15 protein-coding genes are annotated in these 15460 nt (G+C 33.4%); 8 read left to right on the top strand and 7 right to left on the bottom strand.

What is annotated here, in order from left to right:
* Positions 1–5 precede the first annotated feature (5 nt).
* From ypfJ to panB, 7 genes are all read right to left on the bottom strand, one after another.
* Positions 6–869 (bottom strand): KPN_02809 family neutral zinc metallopeptidase, encoded by an 864-nt coding sequence (ypfJ, locus tag AO58_RS0112870; protein ID WP_024982093.1) that lies wholly within the window; start codon positions 867–869, stop codon positions 6–8.
* 32 nt (positions 870–901) lie between these two features.
* Positions 902–4921 carry a PAS domain S-box protein gene (locus AO58_RS0112865; protein WP_139225577.1) on the bottom strand — a complete coding sequence of 1340 codons (4020 nt, stop codon included), beginning with the start codon at positions 4919–4921 and terminating at the stop codon, positions 902–904.
* 122 nt (positions 4922–5043) lie between these two features.
* Positions 5044–5796 carry a DUF2189 domain-containing protein gene (locus tag AO58_RS0112860; RefSeq protein ID WP_024982091.1) on the bottom strand — a complete coding sequence of 251 codons (753 nt, stop codon included), beginning with the start codon at positions 5794–5796 and terminating at the stop codon, positions 5044–5046.
* 69 nt (positions 5797–5865) lie between these two features.
* A complete protein-coding gene (locus tag AO58_RS0112855) occupies positions 5866–6597 on the bottom strand; it encodes a nitroreductase family protein (RefSeq protein ID WP_024982090.1) in 732 nt (243 codons plus the stop codon).
* Positions 6588–7916 (bottom strand): aldehyde dehydrogenase, encoded by a 1329-nt coding sequence (locus AO58_RS0112850; protein WP_024982089.1) that lies wholly within the window; start codon positions 7914–7916, stop codon positions 6588–6590. Before AO58_RS0112850 ends, AO58_RS0112855 begins: the two co-directional genes overlap by 10 nt.
* Before the next feature lie 63 nt (positions 7917–7979).
* Entirely contained in the window at positions 7980–8675 is a 696-nt protein-coding gene (locus tag AO58_RS0112845) for an RluA family pseudouridine synthase (RefSeq protein ID WP_024982088.1), read from the bottom strand.
* Positions 8676–8706: 31 nt separating this feature from the next.
* Positions 8707–9525, bottom strand: a complete 819-nt coding sequence (gene panB / locus AO58_RS0112840) for a 3-methyl-2-oxobutanoate hydroxymethyltransferase (protein ID WP_024982087.1) — start codon at positions 9523–9525, stop codon at positions 8707–8709.
* A 296-nt stretch (positions 9526–9821) separates the two neighbouring features.
* On the opposite strand from panB, the gene AO58_RS0112835 reads away from it, so the two are divergent.
* From AO58_RS0112835 to kdpA, 8 genes are all read left to right on the top strand, one after another.
* A complete protein-coding gene (locus AO58_RS0112835) occupies positions 9822–10181 on the top strand; it encodes a hypothetical protein (protein WP_024982086.1) in 360 nt (119 codons plus the stop codon).
* A 2-nt stretch (positions 10182–10183) separates the two neighbouring features.
* On the top strand, positions 10184–10615 hold the full coding sequence (locus tag AO58_RS0112830) for a nuclear transport factor 2 family protein (protein ID WP_024982085.1): 432 nt from the start codon (positions 10184–10186) through the stop codon (positions 10613–10615).
* Positions 10616–10648: 33 nt separating this feature from the next.
* Positions 10649–11992, top strand: coding sequence for a sigma-54-dependent transcriptional regulator (locus AO58_RS0112825; protein WP_162150406.1), 1344 nt, complete (start codon positions 10649–10651; stop codon positions 11990–11992).
* A 34-nt stretch (positions 11993–12026) separates the two neighbouring features.
* A complete protein-coding gene (locus AO58_RS0112820) occupies positions 12027–12554 on the top strand; it encodes a hypothetical protein (protein ID WP_024982083.1) in 528 nt (175 codons plus the stop codon).
* Between the two features lie 2 nt (positions 12555–12556).
* On the top strand, positions 12557–12721 hold the full coding sequence (locus AO58_RS18035) for a hypothetical protein (RefSeq protein WP_155959423.1): 165 nt from the start codon (positions 12557–12559) through the stop codon (positions 12719–12721).
* Positions 12722–12905: 184 nt separating this feature from the next.
* The gene (locus tag AO58_RS0112810) at positions 12906–13187 is read left to right on the top strand and encodes a DUF7674 family protein (protein ID WP_024982082.1); all 282 of its coding nucleotides are present in this window, start codon (positions 12906–12908) and stop codon (positions 13185–13187) included.
* Positions 13188–13300: 113 nt separating this feature from the next.
* Positions 13301–13378 carry a K(+)-transporting ATPase subunit F gene (gene kdpF, locus AO58_RS17835; protein WP_139225580.1) on the top strand — a complete coding sequence of 26 codons (78 nt, stop codon included), beginning with the start codon at positions 13301–13303 and terminating at the stop codon, positions 13376–13378.
* Positions 13379–13520: 142 nt separating this feature from the next.
* Complete coding sequence (gene kdpA / locus AO58_RS0112805) at positions 13521–15239, top strand: potassium-transporting ATPase subunit KdpA (protein ID WP_024982081.1); 1719 nt, start codon at positions 13521–13523, stop codon at positions 15237–15239.
* The last annotated feature ends 221 nt before the right edge of the window (positions 15240–15460 follow it).

The following is a 15460-nucleotide window of genomic DNA, read 5'->3' as shown; positions in this document are numbered from 1 at the left end:
TTTCTTTATAATGCGGTATTGAACGTATTACCTTGTTTGATGTCACCTGATTGTAATCCTTTTTGAAACCAATACATACGCTGTTCGGAGGTGCCATGCGTAAAAGAATCAGGTATTACTTGTCCTTGCATTTTCCTCTGAATAGCGTCATCACCAACGGCTTGTGCGGCGCTGAGTGCTTCTTCTATGTCACCCGGTTCTAAGAATTTCCTTTGCTTTTCGTTATAGTGCGTCCATAGTCCTGCATAAAAATCAGCTTGAAGCTCCAATGCTACCGAAAGTTTGTTTGCCTCTTTTTCACTTTTTCCTTGTTGCAGTTGTCGCATTTTTGAAGAGGTTCCTAACAAAGTTTGAATGTGATGTCCGTATTCATGGGCAATCACATAGGCCACTGCAAAATCGCCTCCTTGTGCACCGAATTTAGTTCGCAATTCTTCAAAAAAGGACATATCCATATAGATTACTTTATCTCCTGGACAGTAAAAGGGACCAGAGGCTGAACTGGCTCCTCCACATGCTGTGGATACTTGGCCAGAGAAAAGTACTAATTTTGCAGGTTCGAATTGGAGATTGTTTTCTTGAAAAATTTTTTGCCATGTATCTTCATTGTCTACCAATATAGCATTTACAAATCTGCCTTCTTCAACTTCGCTTGGCGTTAAATCTCTTTGTTCTGTGGGTGCGGTTTGTGATTGGTTGTTGAATTGTTCTAAAACAGGCGTTATCATTTGTGCATTTTCGCCACCAAAAATATTCAAGAGTAGAATAATTATCCCTATAATTCCACCACCAACAATTGTTTTTCCTCCCGAAGACATCCCTCTTCGGTCTTCCATGTTATCACTTTGTCTTCGTCCTTGCCATTTCATAATTAGTAAAATTATTAGTTATTTAAATAAAACTAGTTGTTTTTATTGAGCCATTTTAAAACAACCTCTTCAATGACACCTTTAATTATTGGTTTTGGAATATAGTCATCCATACCCACTTTTAAACATTTTCTTCGTTCTTCTTTCTCGGTACCAGCAGTAATGGCGATTATTGGAAGGTATTTTTCGTTCAAAATTTTTCGTATAGCTTTTGTGGTGTCGTATCCATTCATTATAGGCATTTGAATATCCATGAATATAAGATTTGGCTGTTTGTTCTCCAATTGTTCTATAGCTTGTTTGCCATGTAAACATTCTATAATTTCTACTTCTACAAATAGATTTTTGAGTATAGTTTTTAGTAACAACATGTTGATTTTGTTGTCTTCAACTATCATTATTTTAAGATTTGGTATAGCATGTTTTTTACTGATTGCGCCAGAAAAGTTACTAATTTTTGAGTCTGTTTTAGGTTCTGCAATTTCGATTTCATTCGAGGTTTCAAGGTCGATATCAAAATAAAAGGTGCTACCCACATTTATTTTACTTTCTACATTAAGCTTACTATTCATAAGTCCTAGTAATTGGTTTGAAATCGTTAAGCCAAGTCCTGTACCTCCAAATTTTTTCGATGTAGAATTGTCTTCTTGTGAAAAAGCACTAAATATTTTCTTTTTATTTTTTTCCAATATCCCAATTCCTGTGTCTATTATTGAAAAACGGAGCGTATGATTTGTTGTATTTATCTCTTTTTGGACTGATACGCTAAGTGTAATACTTCCTTTTTCTGTGAATTTTACTGCATTACCCAATAGATTAATTAAAATTTGTTTTAAACGAACAGAATCGATCCAAACAAATTTTGGAACTTCAGGAGCAATTTTTAAATATAATTCCAGTTTTTTTTGGTTGGATTCAAAGAATATTAGGTCAATTGTTTGGTTTAGTATTTCGGTTAATTCTTGTTTTTCAATAAAGAGTTCCAATTTGCCAGCTTCAATCTTTGAAAAGTCCAAAATATCGTTGATAATATCCAACAGTGAAAGTGCTGATTGATTGATCGTAGTCATGTATTTTTCTTGCGTACGATTCAAATGGGTTTTAATCAACAAATCGGAAAACCCAATGATACCATTCAAAGGGGTTCGTATTTCGTGGCTCATGTTGGCTAAGAAATCTGATTTTGCTTTATTGGCTGCTTCGGCTAATTGTTTTTCCTTTATTATTACTTCATTTTCTATTTTTTCACTAATGTCAAATAATATTCCTCCGATATATTCGATTTTGTTATCTTTTCTTATAGCATCACTAAATTCTTCAATCCATACATAATTGCCTTTTTTTGTTTGGATTCTGTATCGGTCATGATAAGGCTTCCCATTGTTAAAGTTTTTGTTTTTATGTTCAAGTATTAGCTGCTTATCTTCAGGATGTAACAAGGTAATTAATGAAATTTTTTGTTCTAAAAAATCAGATTTAGAATAGCCAGTTATTTTTTCTATAGTATCATTCATGTAAACTTTTGTAGCTAATTCATCATACTTGGATAAGTAAACGGCACCAGGGATATTGTTAGCAATAAGTTTGAATTTTTCTTCACTTTTTAAAATCAATTTTTCGTTTCTGTCTCTTTCCAATGCGTATGAAATATTACTAGCCAAAGTTTTTAATATAAAAATTTCTTCTTTGGTCCAATTTCTTTCCATACTGCAGTCATCCATGCCGATGAAGCCAATAAAATTATCCTTGAATAAAAGCGGAACAATTAAAATAGATTTAATTTCATTTGCAATTAAAAGCTTTTTAAAAAAGGAATCTTTTAATTTACTAATAGTGCTTTTAAATGTTTTTTTCTTTTTGGCTTTAACTATTATTTCTATCAAATTTTCCTCAGTCAGTTGTTTAGTTTTCGTTATTTGTAATGGAATTCCTTTTCTAGCCCATTTAAATTTTTGAGAAAACAATTGTGTATCCATTTCTTTTTTATAATAAAATAAATGATCTACTTGGGTTGCATTACCCATAATTTCAAAAGTATCGGTAAACATTTCATCCAAACTTTTGCTTAACAAGAATTTTTCAGTACAAAGTGACATTTCTGCGAGTAAATCACTCTTCTTTTGCAGTTTTTTTTCGGCTTCGAATTGTTTATGAGTAGCTATTGCTATAGAAAGGATATCGGCTATTGTTCTTGAAAATGTCAAATCTTCTTGATCCCAATTACGTTTTTCTGCTGTAGTTTCGAAAGAGAGTACACCTAATAATTCACCATTTAAGAAAATAGGAGTATCTATTATTGATTTTATAGCATTGGTAAGATAATAAGAATCATAAAATTCTAAATTATCGGTTTTTTGGTTCGTGTCATTTTTATAAAGTTGCAGTCCTTGTTTAATTTTTTTAATATGAATAGGATAGTTCACTTTTTTTAAAATAATTTTTTTTCCAAAAGTTTTAGTATTCAAAAAGAATATAGACTCACAAACAATTGTTTTTTCACGATATTTCCAATAACTAACTCTATCACATTGAGATATAGTAGCGGCTGTGGCTAGAATATGTTGTATAGCATTTTCTATTTTATCGAAATCTCTAAAATTAACAGTAAATAAATTTTTAATGGTTTCATTGTAAAGTGTTATTTTTTGTTGTCGTTCGGTATTTTTTAGTTCATTTAACTTGATGTTTGTAATATCTCTTCCTATCCCGGAATAGCCGATAATTTTTTCATTATCATCTTTTTGGATGATGATTTTTAACGAAATCCAAATACTATCATTGAATTTTGTTTTAATTGGAAATTCAATCACAGAAATTTTTTTCTTCTTAACAAAGAGATTCATTATTTCCTCATGATAATCCTCTCTGATGATTGAAATATAATTTTTTCCTAAAAGTATATTTTCTTCATATTGAAGTGTTTTTATGGAAAAGTCATTAATAAAAGTAAATGTGCCATGGATATCGACTTCAAAAATTAAATCGTTAGCATTAAGGATAATATTTTTGTATTGGTCATGTAAGCGTTTTTGTTCAGTTATATCTTGACCTATACCAATGATTATGTTGTTATTAATTTTTTTATCGGTCCACTGAATGTATTTATAGCTACCATCTTTGCACTTTAGCTTTCTGGTATAAATTTGACCATCTAGAAATTCATTATGATATGTAAGTCCAACAAATTCTGGATCTTCGGTGAGTTTCCAAAACTCAAAACCCATAACCTCCTTAGGTGAATAGCCCAAAATTGAAGCGATGGTGTCACTACAATAAATGATTTCACCGTGGTAATTGCACGCCACAGTTAGTGAATTCCCATTATTGACTATTTCTTTGATGAAATTATTTTCTTTTGTTTGTGACTTATCTATTTTTTTTCGAAAATAATTTATGATTGTAATGATGAAAGTACAACTCAATAAGTAAGCTCCTAAATGACTAGGAATCCAATATAAAAGTGTAAGAAGACTTATCAGCAAAAGTACTGAACCAATGAAATACCAATATAATTTAGTGTTTTTTAAAACATCAAAGGATAAAAATAGAAGAATGGAAAAGGCAACCTTCGGAATAAAATCATTGTCATGAGAGAATACATTTATTAAAACAACTCCGAAATAGAAAATAAATGTGAATGAAAAGACTTTTTTCATATTGTTTTTAACGAAACTTAATTTTGTACAAAAAAAGTAGGTTAATAACATTACAAATGCAACTAAAGTATTTTGAACCAATAAACTTTTGGGTCTGATTTTGAAAATATCAAAAAGTAATTCTAATAAAATTATTAATGCACCAAAGAGTAAGATATAAAAGTGAAATTCTTTTTGGCTGGTAACTTCGCCTTGATGAATAGCGTCAGTTTTTAATTTTTTAAAAGTAGAGTAAATAGGAAAACTTAATGCGATTAAAATAAAAAATACAGTCAATTGAATCAACTGTTGATTTTCGGATGCAAGAATATTTTTGAATTCAATGGACCATAAAAAAAAGCTCCCTTGTGTAAGCATGAGATTTTGCATTAATGAATATAACGTTATTGTATTCAATGCGATCCTTTTGTTTTTGGTTTTACAAGACTTGTTTAATCTATAGAATAGTTTTAAAACACTAAATTATACTTACTAAAATACTTAAAAAAAACGCAATACAAATATTTTTGTGTTAAAAATCATGAAGTAATATCGTTGGTAACTTGCTTAAATATCGCATATACCATGGATATAAAAAAGGGATAGGTGAATATTATTCCAATGCAAAAAGCAAAAAAACCTAACAAAACACCAATAAGGGATAAAAACACCAATAAAAAAATAACCATTGGTTGTTTTAGTACAATGGCAATACTTGTTTTTACAGCATTAAAAACCGTAGAGTCCTCAAATATTAGAAGAGGTATGGTAAAAAGCGTAATGAAGTTGATCATCAAAACTATAAGTATGCCTACAAAAGAAAGACCCAATTCGTCTGCAATTAAGGTAGTTCCATTTGTTGCTAATCCAATGATAGTTGTGGCTGTAAAAATGGTAAAAAAATACTTTGGCTTGTAATATGAAAATAGGTCAGAAACACCAAACGTAAGATCTTTTTCAGCAGCATCGGCCATTTTATAAAAACTGGCCATAAATGGACTGAGTAAACTTCCTAAAACAATTGAAAATCCAATATAATACCATACATATGGTTCAATAGTCATTAATTTTTGAAACTGCATCATGGATTTTTCATTGATATTTTCTTGTCCAATTAGGTTAGCAGAAATTCCAGACACAACAATTACCAGTATGAAAAAAAACACAAACAAAGCTAAACCTGCATATAGTGCAATTTTTTTATAATTGGCAAAAGCTTGATTGAGTACAGTTTCAAAATGAATTTCAGTAGTGTATTGTTTGTTCTCTTTAGGTCTTGTTTCAAAATTCATAGCAATATTGTTGGTTCTTTTTTATACTTTATTTGATCTAATTTATTGAGGTATATTTTACTAGAAAATTTAAATTTTAAAATATACTTCAGTAAAAGGCACCCTAAAACGTTCACCGTATATTCCGTTTTCATCACGAATGCCGCATCCTATAATCATATTGATTTCACTGCTGTTGGGTAAACCAATAATTTGTTTTACTCTTAAGGAATCAAATCCTTCCATAGGACAAGTATCATAATTTATGGCAGCCATACTAATCATGAAATTTTCAGCGGCTAGCGCAGCACTTTTATGGGCTACAATTCGCATATCGCTTAATCTTGCTTGACGGTAAATGGGTTTGAAAATACCAATTACTTGGAAAATCACAAATTTTAAAGCACCCAAAATACCAAAAAAATCTGTGTAGATGGAGGGAATAATTTTTTTATAATAATTCAAAGCGAATTGCTCTCTACTACTATATTCTGACTCTTTTTTATCACCATACTGAGATTTTAAAAACAAAAGGTTCGCTCTTTGTCGTTCCTTCCATAAATCTTTTCGAGCTACTACAACCACCAATTGCTGTGCTGTTTTAGCAGCATTTTGATCAAAACTGGCAGTAGCAATTTGTGCTATTACCTTTGGATCTATTATGTGATAAAATTCCCAAAGTTGCATGTTGCTACTGGTTGGTGCTAAGTAAGCTAAGGCGATACATTGTTTGACTTTTTCTTCGCTGATAGGTTCTTTTTTAAAAACGCGAACGGATCTTCTGTAATGTATGGCTTCACTAACTGTTTTTTCTAAATCCATTGCAGTAATTTTTTTATCGTATTTAATTTTCCTTTGTACGGAGCATAGCGAAAGGGAAGGTCAAGCCAATTGGCTTTTTTTACAACTCCTTTTTTATGTGAAAAAGTATCAAAACTCAATTTGCCATGGTAAGCGCCAATGCCACTATGTCCTACACCACCAAACGGTAGTCTTTGGTTAGAAAAGTGAATCACAGTGTCGTTGATGCAGCCACCTCCAAAAGAATACTTTTTCATGATTTCTTTTCCAAATCTATGATCTTCTGTAAATACATAGAGCGCCAACGGTTTTTCATATCGTGCAATTATGGCTTCGATTTCATTGGGATCGTCATAGGTTAACATGGGAAGTAAAGGCCCAAAAATCTCGTCTTGCATCACTAAACTTTCTAATGAAGTTTCTTCAATAAGAGTAGGAGCAATGTAGCAATCTTCAATGTCTGTTTCGCCACCAAGGAGCACTTTCTTCGGATCGATCATGTTGACCAATCTAAGCCAATTTTTTTCATTAACAATACGTGCCAAATCGGGCGAAGTTTTGGGATGATCTCCGAAGGCTTTTTGGAGTTCAACTTTTAGATATTCAACAAAATGACTTTTCATGTCTTTTTGAATCAAAATATAATCAGGGGCAATACAAGTTTGTCCAGCATTGATGAATTTTCCCCAAACAATCCTTTTTGCGGCCAATTTTAAGTTAGCGGTTTCGTCAATAATACAAGGATTTTTTCCGCCTAATTCTAAAGTTACAGGAGTTAAATGTATTGAGGCAGCTTTGGCTACAATTTTTCCAACAGCCACACTTCCAGTAAAAAAAATATAATCCCAACGTTCAGCCAAAAGTTTTTGAGCCATATCAATACCGCCATTTTCTACTTTTACATGAGCCACATGAAAAACTCTTTCAATAATTTTTTCAATAATTTTGGCTGTGTTTGGGGTTAATTCAGAGGGTTTGATGACCACCTGATTACCAGCAGCCACTGCCGAAATCAAAGGGCAGAGCGCCAATTGAAAGGGATAGTTCCATGGAGCAATAATCAACACTTTGCCATAGGGTTCCCTTAAAATATAATCTGTAGAAGGGAAGTTAAGAAGAGAGGGCCATACATATTCTGGTTTGGCCCACTTAGATATGTTTTTTATTGTGTGTTTTAATTCGGAAATAACATAGCTTGTTTCAGTAATAACAGCTTCGAAGGCTGGTTTTTTGAAATCATCATATAATGCTTGTATAATTTCGTCCTCAAGTAATACAATAGTATTCAGTAATTTGACTAAAGTTTCCTTTCTAAATGATAAACTGGTTTTGTAATCCATTGTTAGAGCGATCGGGTTAGATAGTGCAAGTTAATTTTTAATACTGTAAAAAAGAATTATTTTTTAGGATACTACAGCTTTCCAAATGACCTCATTAGGCACTGGAGCCGTAATAATAATAGATTCTTTGGAAACGGGGTGAGTAAAACTCAGTTTTCTGGCATGCAAATGAATGCCACCGTCCGGATTGCTTCTATCAAAACCGTATTTTAAATCACCTTTAATCGGACAACCTATAGCCGCTAATTGGGCTCGAATTTGATGATGTCTTCCAGTGTGTAGATTGATTTCTAAGGCAAAATAATTTTGGAGTTCTTTGATTACGGTATAATCCAAACTGGCTAATTTACTATCTGGAACTTCTTTTTTATGAGCTTTCGAAGTGTTGTTTTTTTCGTTCCTTTTGATATAATGCACTAGTTGACCCTGAGTGTTTTCAGGTTGGTTTTTGACTACTGCCCAATAGGTTTTACGTGTTTCCCGATTACTAAACAATTCATTCATTCGGGTTAAGGCTTTGCTGGTTTTGGCAAAAACTACAATACCCGTAGTGGGTCGATCGAGCCGATGAACAATGCCCAGAAAGACTTCTCCGGGCTTGTTGTATTTATCTTTGAGGTATTCTTTGACTACTTCAGCAAGCGGTTTGTCGCCTGTTTTGTCGCCTTGAACTAAATCGCCCACTCGTTTATTGACTACAATCAAATGATTGTCTTCGTGAAGCACCTCGAGGTTGGATTTGTTTGAAACTGTTTTCATTATCAATGCGTTACCTTTGAATGTATTGTGCTTAATATTGCTCATTGGCATTCGGGAAATCCTGTGACTTCACATCGGCTACATAATTGCCAATTGCCGCAGTCATTTGCTCATACAAATTCAAATAACGACGTAAAAAACGCGGGCTGAATTCATTGTTCATTCCTAACATATCATGAATCACTAATACTTGTCCGTCAACGCCACCACCAGCACCAATTCCGATAACAGGAATAGAAATACTTTTGGCTACTTTTTCGGCTAAGTGCGCTGGTATTTTTTCGAGTACCAAAGCAAAACAACCTAAATTCTCCAGCATTTGAGCATCTTCTAATAATTTTTCGGCTTCAGCATCTTCCTTAGCTCTTACCGTATACGTTCCAAATTTATAGATGGATTGTGGCGTAAGTCCTAAATGCCCCATTACTGGAATACCTGCATTCAATATCTTTTTTATGGATTCTTTGATTTCCTTTCCCCCTTCTAATTTTACAGCGTGGCCACCACTTTCTTTCATGATCCTAATAGATGAACGTAAGGCCTCTTTGGGATCAGATTGATAGCTTCCAAATGGCAAATCAACCACAATTAATGCTCTGTCTACCGCTCTAACTACTGATGAAGCGTGGTAAATCATTTGATCTAAAGTAATTGGTAAAGTAGTTTCGTGACCTGCCATGACGTTCGAAGCAGAATCACCTACAAGAATAACATCAATTCCAGCTGTGTCTACAATTTTGGCCATTGTAAAATCATAAGCGGTTAGCATGGAAATTTTTTCTCCATTGGCTTTCATCTCAATTAGAGATTTTGTAGTAATTTTTTTGTAATCTTTTTTGGCTACTGACATACCGTTTTTGTTTAATTTAAGGTTGCAAAAGTACTAAATTGTAAAGGTTTAGCAGTACGATATTGTTTTTATATTTTTTCTTGTAACGTTCTGTATTTTTTGATTACTAACTAATTGATTAAAAAGCAATTGCATTTAAAATTTTACTGTTATGGGACAAGATAAAAAATGGATAAAAAATGAGGAACTAATAGTACTCTTTTGAAGTTGCCGGTAAAGTCATTGGAAATCTTACTATTAGCTATGCTAATTTTGATAGAAAAGCTTTTTTCGAAATCGAAGGTAAAAAATATACCTTGGAATATAACGGCTTTTGGAGCTCGTCGATTACTGTAAAAGATGAAAACGAGGCGGTAGTTTTGCGTTCGTACACGGAAAAGTGGTATGCCAATTCTTCAATTTTGGAATACAAAGGACAAAAATTTCGTTTGAAAATAAGAAACAATCCTTTAGCAGAACATGTTTTTTTTGATAAAAATCAGAACGAACTCTTGGCTTATGGTCTTAAGGTTGAAAATTACCAATGCAAAGTCGCCATTCATTCTAATGGGAGCATAGATTATCTATTCGATTTTTTACTTTGGTATTCATTTTTGCCTATTGCCCAAGAGAATATGGGAGATTCTTTTGTTTTTAAAACCTTATTAATGACTTAATTATGCAAAAAAATATTCTAGGAATGTTGGTGTTGTTCGGAATGACTACCCAAGCTCAAAATCAGGAAGTGCAACAAACGATTGAGACTTTTTTTAAGGGTTTTCATTCTAGAGATTCTATTGCAATTCAAAAAGTGTGTTCCGATACAATGGGCTTGCAATCTATTACAGAGAATGCGAAAGGCAGCCAATTTTCTACAGACACGGCATCAAAATTTTATAAATCCATTGCTTCAATCCCTGCGACAATGCAGTTTGAAGAGCGCTTGTTAGGTCATACGATTCATATTGATGGTACTATGGCTATCGATTGGACACCTTATGAGTTTTACGTCAATGGGAAAAAAAGCCATTCGGGTGTCAATGTTTTTACGTTATATAAAGACAATGGACAATGGAAAATTGTATCCATTATCGATACAAGACGAAAGTAAATACAGTAATTTTGCTTTTTTAATTCACTGCCTATTTTGAAAAAAATTCTAATTATAGACGACGAAGAAAAACTACGTGGTTTACTCGCTCGCATCATAAAAGCTGAAAATTTTGACGTTCTAGAAGCTGGAGATTTAAAATCTGGCTTGAAAAAAGTAGAGCAAAATGCAATCGATGTGGTGTTGTGCGATGTCAAATTACCCGATGGGAGCGGAGTCGATTTTGTGCCTCAATTAAAAAAAGCAGACCCGTTAGTTGAAGTTATTTTGCTAACCGCTTATGGCAATATTGCCGATGGCGTACAAGCGATGAAAAACGGTGCTTTTGATTATATTGTCAAAGGCGATGATAATGACAAAATTATTCCGCTATTGTACAAAGCGCTAGAAAAAGTGGAACTACAGAAAAAGGTGCAACAATTGGAACAGCGCATTGGTGCACAATTTTCTTTTGAATCGATTATTGGAAAATCCAAAGCTTTGGAACAAGTTATCGATTTGACCAAGAAAGTAGCTCAAACCGATTCTACCGTTTTGTTAACTGGTGAAACGGGAACAGGGAAAGAAGTTTTTGCGCAAGCCATTCACGAAAATAGCAAGCGTGTAGGTAAATCCTTTGTAGCTTTGAATTGCAGTACTTTTGGTAAAGAAATTTTAGAAAGTGAGTTGTTCGGCCACAAACAAGGTGCTTTTACTGGTGCACTAAAAGACAAAAAGGGATTTATTGAAGAAGCCAATGGTGGAACGCTATTTTTAGACGAAATTGGCGAAATGCCGCTAGAATTGCAAGCCAAATTATTACGGGTTTTAGAAACCAATGAATACATTCCTTTGGGAGACACTACTCCAAGAAAATCGAATTTCAGGCTGATTGCGGCGACTAATCGCGATTTGAAACAAGAAAGTGAAGCGCATCATTTTCGCTCCGATTTGTATTTTCGATTGAATATTTTTGAAATTCACCTTCCGCCTTTGCGAGAGAGAGTAAAAGATATTGCCGTTTTAACCTCCTTTTTTGTGGCACAGTTTGCTGAAAAAACCAACAAGAAAAAGTTACATATTGGTACCGATTTTATCCAAAAATTAGAGGAATACCAATGGCCTGGAAATATACGCGAATTGAAAAACGTGATTGAGCGTTCGGTGATTTTGGTCAATGACGATACCTTAACGCAAGACGTTTTACCTTATGAGATTCAGCACCAGCAAGAACATTCTAATAAAAGTACTTCGGCTTTGGCGATGCAAACCATCGAAAAAGGGCATATTCAAAAAGTATTAGCTTACACCAAAGGTAACAAAGCAGAGGCAGCAAGATTACTCGAAATTGGAATTGCTACGCTCTACCGTAAATTGGATGAATACAATATTCACTAGGTTTATTTTGAATTTAATTTTGTAAATTGGCTTTATGTTTGAAGCAGATAAGAAACCGCTTGATTTTGTTATCGATAAGTTGACAAACTCGATTGAGAATACAATAACAGCCGAAGTTTTCGACACCTTAATTGTTAAATTGTCCATTAAAGATTTGAAAGATATTAGAAAATCTATATGGAGATTTGATTGGACAAAAGAATTAAAGGATAAATCTAAGGAAGTTTATAAGTTAGTTACTGTAAATAATCCAACTATTATTCAAGGATTATTGAGTATAGAAGATAAACAAGATCATATTTTTATGCATTTAATTGAAAGTTCAAAATTCAATACTGGTAAAAATAAGATGTATTTTGGAGTACCTGGTAATTTAGTTGCCTTTGCTTGTAAAGTTTCTTTTGAAAAAGAATATGAAGGTTTTGTCGCTTTTGATGCTAAAACTACTTTGATTAAACATTATCAAGAAACTCTGTTTGCGACTCATTTTAGAGGTTTAAGAATGTATATTGAAACTAAAGCAGCCATGAAATTAGTTAATCATTATTTTAAAAATTACTAAAGATGAATATAATTAAAGAACCTAAAGAAATTGATTTTTCTATAAAATCAGAGCCTTGGAGTGAGGAAGAGCTTATTGAGTTCAGAAAAATAATGAATATCGAAAAGCAAAAAAATGTAAAATTAAAATCAGTAAAGAAGAAAACGAATAAGGAGTTATCAAAATAATTCCATGTAAAATATTAAATAAAAACTTATCGTTTTGAGAAAAGCTTATCATTTTGATAGGCTTTTTTTATGCCCTATTCCAAGGGATTTTTTGCAATCCTTTTGTTAACAATGTTTTAGAGTGTTTGGTGTTTTTTCGGAACAACTTTTGGCATAAGCACAGCACAACATAAAAATCATTGTTATGAAAAATCAGATTACCAATGTATACAAACAAGCCGAACGTTTCGCAGCGATTACCAAAACGGCTATCATTTTAGGAAATATTACTAGGGCTAAAAAATGCCTTTCTGTGGCAGAATCTCTTTTTGTTTCAGGAACGAAAGAAACCCAAAATGCCATTACAAATGTCTATGTATTTTCTATTTCTCAGTTTATGGAACTGCGTCATTGCAGTATATCAAACTTTTTCCCACCATTGTTAAAAGCGGAATACGTTAAACAAATCAATACTTCAGGAGTTTAAATCTAATCTAAATTTTAATAAAATGATAACCACTATTCTTTTACTCGCTTTAGGCGCTTTGCTCTTTGCGATTTGTTTTAAATCCGTCGAATTTTTTGAAAAAATCTAAAATTATGTCAGCACTATTTATTGTCGCACTTGCCGTATTCGGTTATTTGGTTTATGTACTAATTAAACCCGAAAAATTTTAATAGGTGAAATGTAATTAGTGAGAAGTGAAAAGTTGAAAGAATATCTTGGCACCAAAACCTAAATTTCAGTTCACATCTCACATCTCACATTTCACATTTCACATTTCACATTTCACGTCTCACAATTAACAAATCACATAATATGAACACAGAATTTTTTGGCGTCATCAGTATTTTTATCCTCTCTATCGTTTTGGCTATTCCTGTTGGAAGGTATATAGCCAAAGTGTATTTGGGAGATAAAACCCTACTTGATGCCATTTTTAATCCCATTGAAAACTTTATTTTCAAAATCAGTGGCATCAATGCTACAGAGGAAATGAACTGGAAGCAACATTTAAAAGCGCTTTTGAGCTTGAATATGGTTTGGTTTTTCCTTTGTTTTTTTGTGCTACTCTTCCAAGGTAGTTTGCCATTAAATCCAGATGGAAACCCATCTATGTCGCCCGATTTGGCCTTTAATACCGCCATTTCATTTGTAGTGAATTGTAATCTGCAACACTATTCTGGTGAGACAGGGCTTTCTTATTTGGGGCAATTATTTTTAATGTTCTTACAATTTGTTTCTGCAGGTACAGGAATGGCTGCTGCGGCTATGGTTTTTGTAGCTATGAGAGAGAAAAGCACAGATAAACTTGGGAACTTTTACAATTTTTTCATCAAAAGTTGTACTCGAGTTTTATTGCCTCTAGCTGCTATTGTAGCTATTGTTCTTGCCTTTAGCGGAACACCAATGACATTTGAAGGAAAAGATAAAATAATGACTTTGCAAGGAGATACTGTTGAAGTTTCTCGTGGTCCAGCCGCTGCATTTATTGGTATCAAACATATTGGTACAAATGGTGGTGGTTTTTTTGGAGCGAATTCGGCTCATCCATTAGAAAATCCTACGTATTTAACCAATGCGGTTGAATTGTGGGCGCAGTTAATTATCCCATTTGCAATGATTTTTGCTCTAGGTTTTTTCCTAAATAAAAGAAAATTCTCTTATATCGTTTTTGGAGTGATGACAGTAGGTTTCTTACTACTCGTTATTCCAACAATGATAAGCGAGATTAATGGAAATCCAGCTATTGAAAAGATGGGAATTGCCCAAGCTACAGGCGCTATGGAAGGTAAGGAAGTACGTTTTGGGACTGTCATTACTAGTTTTTGGGAAATTGCTACGACCGTAATTTCTACAGGTTCTGTTAACGGAATGCACGACAGTACAATGCCTGCTTCTGGAGCTATGCAATTATTGGCTATGATGGTCAATGCTTTTTATGGCGGTTGTGGAGTAGGATGGTTGAATTTTTACATCTTTATAATTTTGGCGGTATTCATTTCTGGATTAATGGTAGGTCGAACTCCTGAATTCTTAGGAAAGAAAATCGAAGCAAGAGAGGTAAAAATCGCAGCTTTTATTGCGATACTTCATCCTTTATTAATCTTAGCAGGCACGGCTTTGGCTACTTATTTTGCAGCGAATGATACCGCAATGGGCTATTGGTTTAGTGGAAATGCTACAGGCTGGTTGAATAATCCTGGTCATCACGGATTTTCTGAAATGTTATACGAATACACTTCGAGTGCGGCCAATAATGGTTCTGGTTTTGAAGGGTTAGGAGATAACAATCCGTTTTGGAATATTTCTACAGGAATAGTGTTGTTGTTAAGTCGTTTCCTTCCTATAATTGGACCTTTGGCTATTGCAGGATTATTGGCTAATAAAAAATACATTCCAGAAAGCGCGGGAACTTTAAAAACTGATACTACCATTTTTGGTGTGATGATTTTTGCCGTAATCGCGATTATTGCAGCCTTATCTTTCTTCCCAGCATTGGCTTTAGGACCATTGGCAGAATATTTTTCTATGTAAAAAGTAAATAGTGAGAGGTGAAAAGTGAAAAGTGATTTGTATAAGTTAAAACATAGCTATCCGAAAGTCTAAAATAAAAAATGCCTGAGAATCCCGTATTTTTGATTTTGCGAAACAAATAATACTTTATGGGACTCTTCAGGCGAAACAAAAATATCAAAAAACCAGTTATTCGACAAATTATTGACCTTGTTCCTCGATGGATGCTTGAATCTTGTGCT

The organism is Flavobacterium succinicans LMG 10402 (genome assembly GCF_000611675.1).
GTDB lineage: Bacteria > Bacteroidota > Bacteroidia > Flavobacteriales > Flavobacteriaceae > Flavobacterium > Flavobacterium succinicans.
Note: the sequence above shows the minus strand (reverse complement) of the source record. Positions and strands in the feature narration are given on the sequence as shown.

Coding starts and splice junctions, on each gene's coding strand:
- AO58_RS0112810 (WP_024982082.1), top strand. CDS start 12,906: ATGAAAAATCAGATTACCAATGTATACAAACAAGCCGAACGTTTCGCA.
- AO58_RS0112855 (WP_024982090.1), bottom strand. CDS start 6,597: ATGGATTTAGAAAAAACAGTTAGTGAAGCCATACATTACAGAAGATCC.
- AO58_RS0112860 (WP_024982091.1), bottom strand. CDS start 5,796: ATGAATTTTGAAACAAGACCTAAAGAGAACAAACAATACACTACTGAA.
- kdpF (WP_139225580.1), top strand. CDS start 13,301: ATGTCAGCACTATTTATTGTCGCACTTGCCGTATTCGGTTATTTGGTT.
- AO58_RS0112845 (WP_024982088.1), bottom strand. CDS start 8,675: ATGAAAACAGTTTCAAACAAATCCAACCTCGAGGTGCTTCACGAAGAC.
- AO58_RS18035 (WP_155959423.1), top strand. CDS start 12,557: ATGAATATAATTAAAGAACCTAAAGAAATTGATTTTTCTATAAAATCA.
- AO58_RS0112820 (WP_024982083.1), top strand. CDS start 12,027: ATGTTTGAAGCAGATAAGAAACCGCTTGATTTTGTTATCGATAAGTTG.
- AO58_RS0112850 (WP_024982089.1), bottom strand. CDS start 7,916: ATGGATTACAAAACCAGTTTATCATTTAGAAAGGAAACTTTAGTCAAA.
- AO58_RS0112830 (WP_024982085.1), top strand. CDS start 10,184: ATGCAAAAAAATATTCTAGGAATGTTGGTGTTGTTCGGAATGACTACC.
- ypfJ (WP_024982093.1), bottom strand. CDS start 869: ATGAAATGGCAAGGACGAAGACAAAGTGATAACATGGAAGACCGAAGA.
- kdpA (WP_024982081.1), top strand. CDS start 13,521: ATGAACACAGAATTTTTTGGCGTCATCAGTATTTTTATCCTCTCTATC.
- panB (WP_024982087.1), bottom strand. CDS start 9,525: ATGTCAGTAGCCAAAAAAGATTACAAAAAAATTACTACAAAATCTCTA.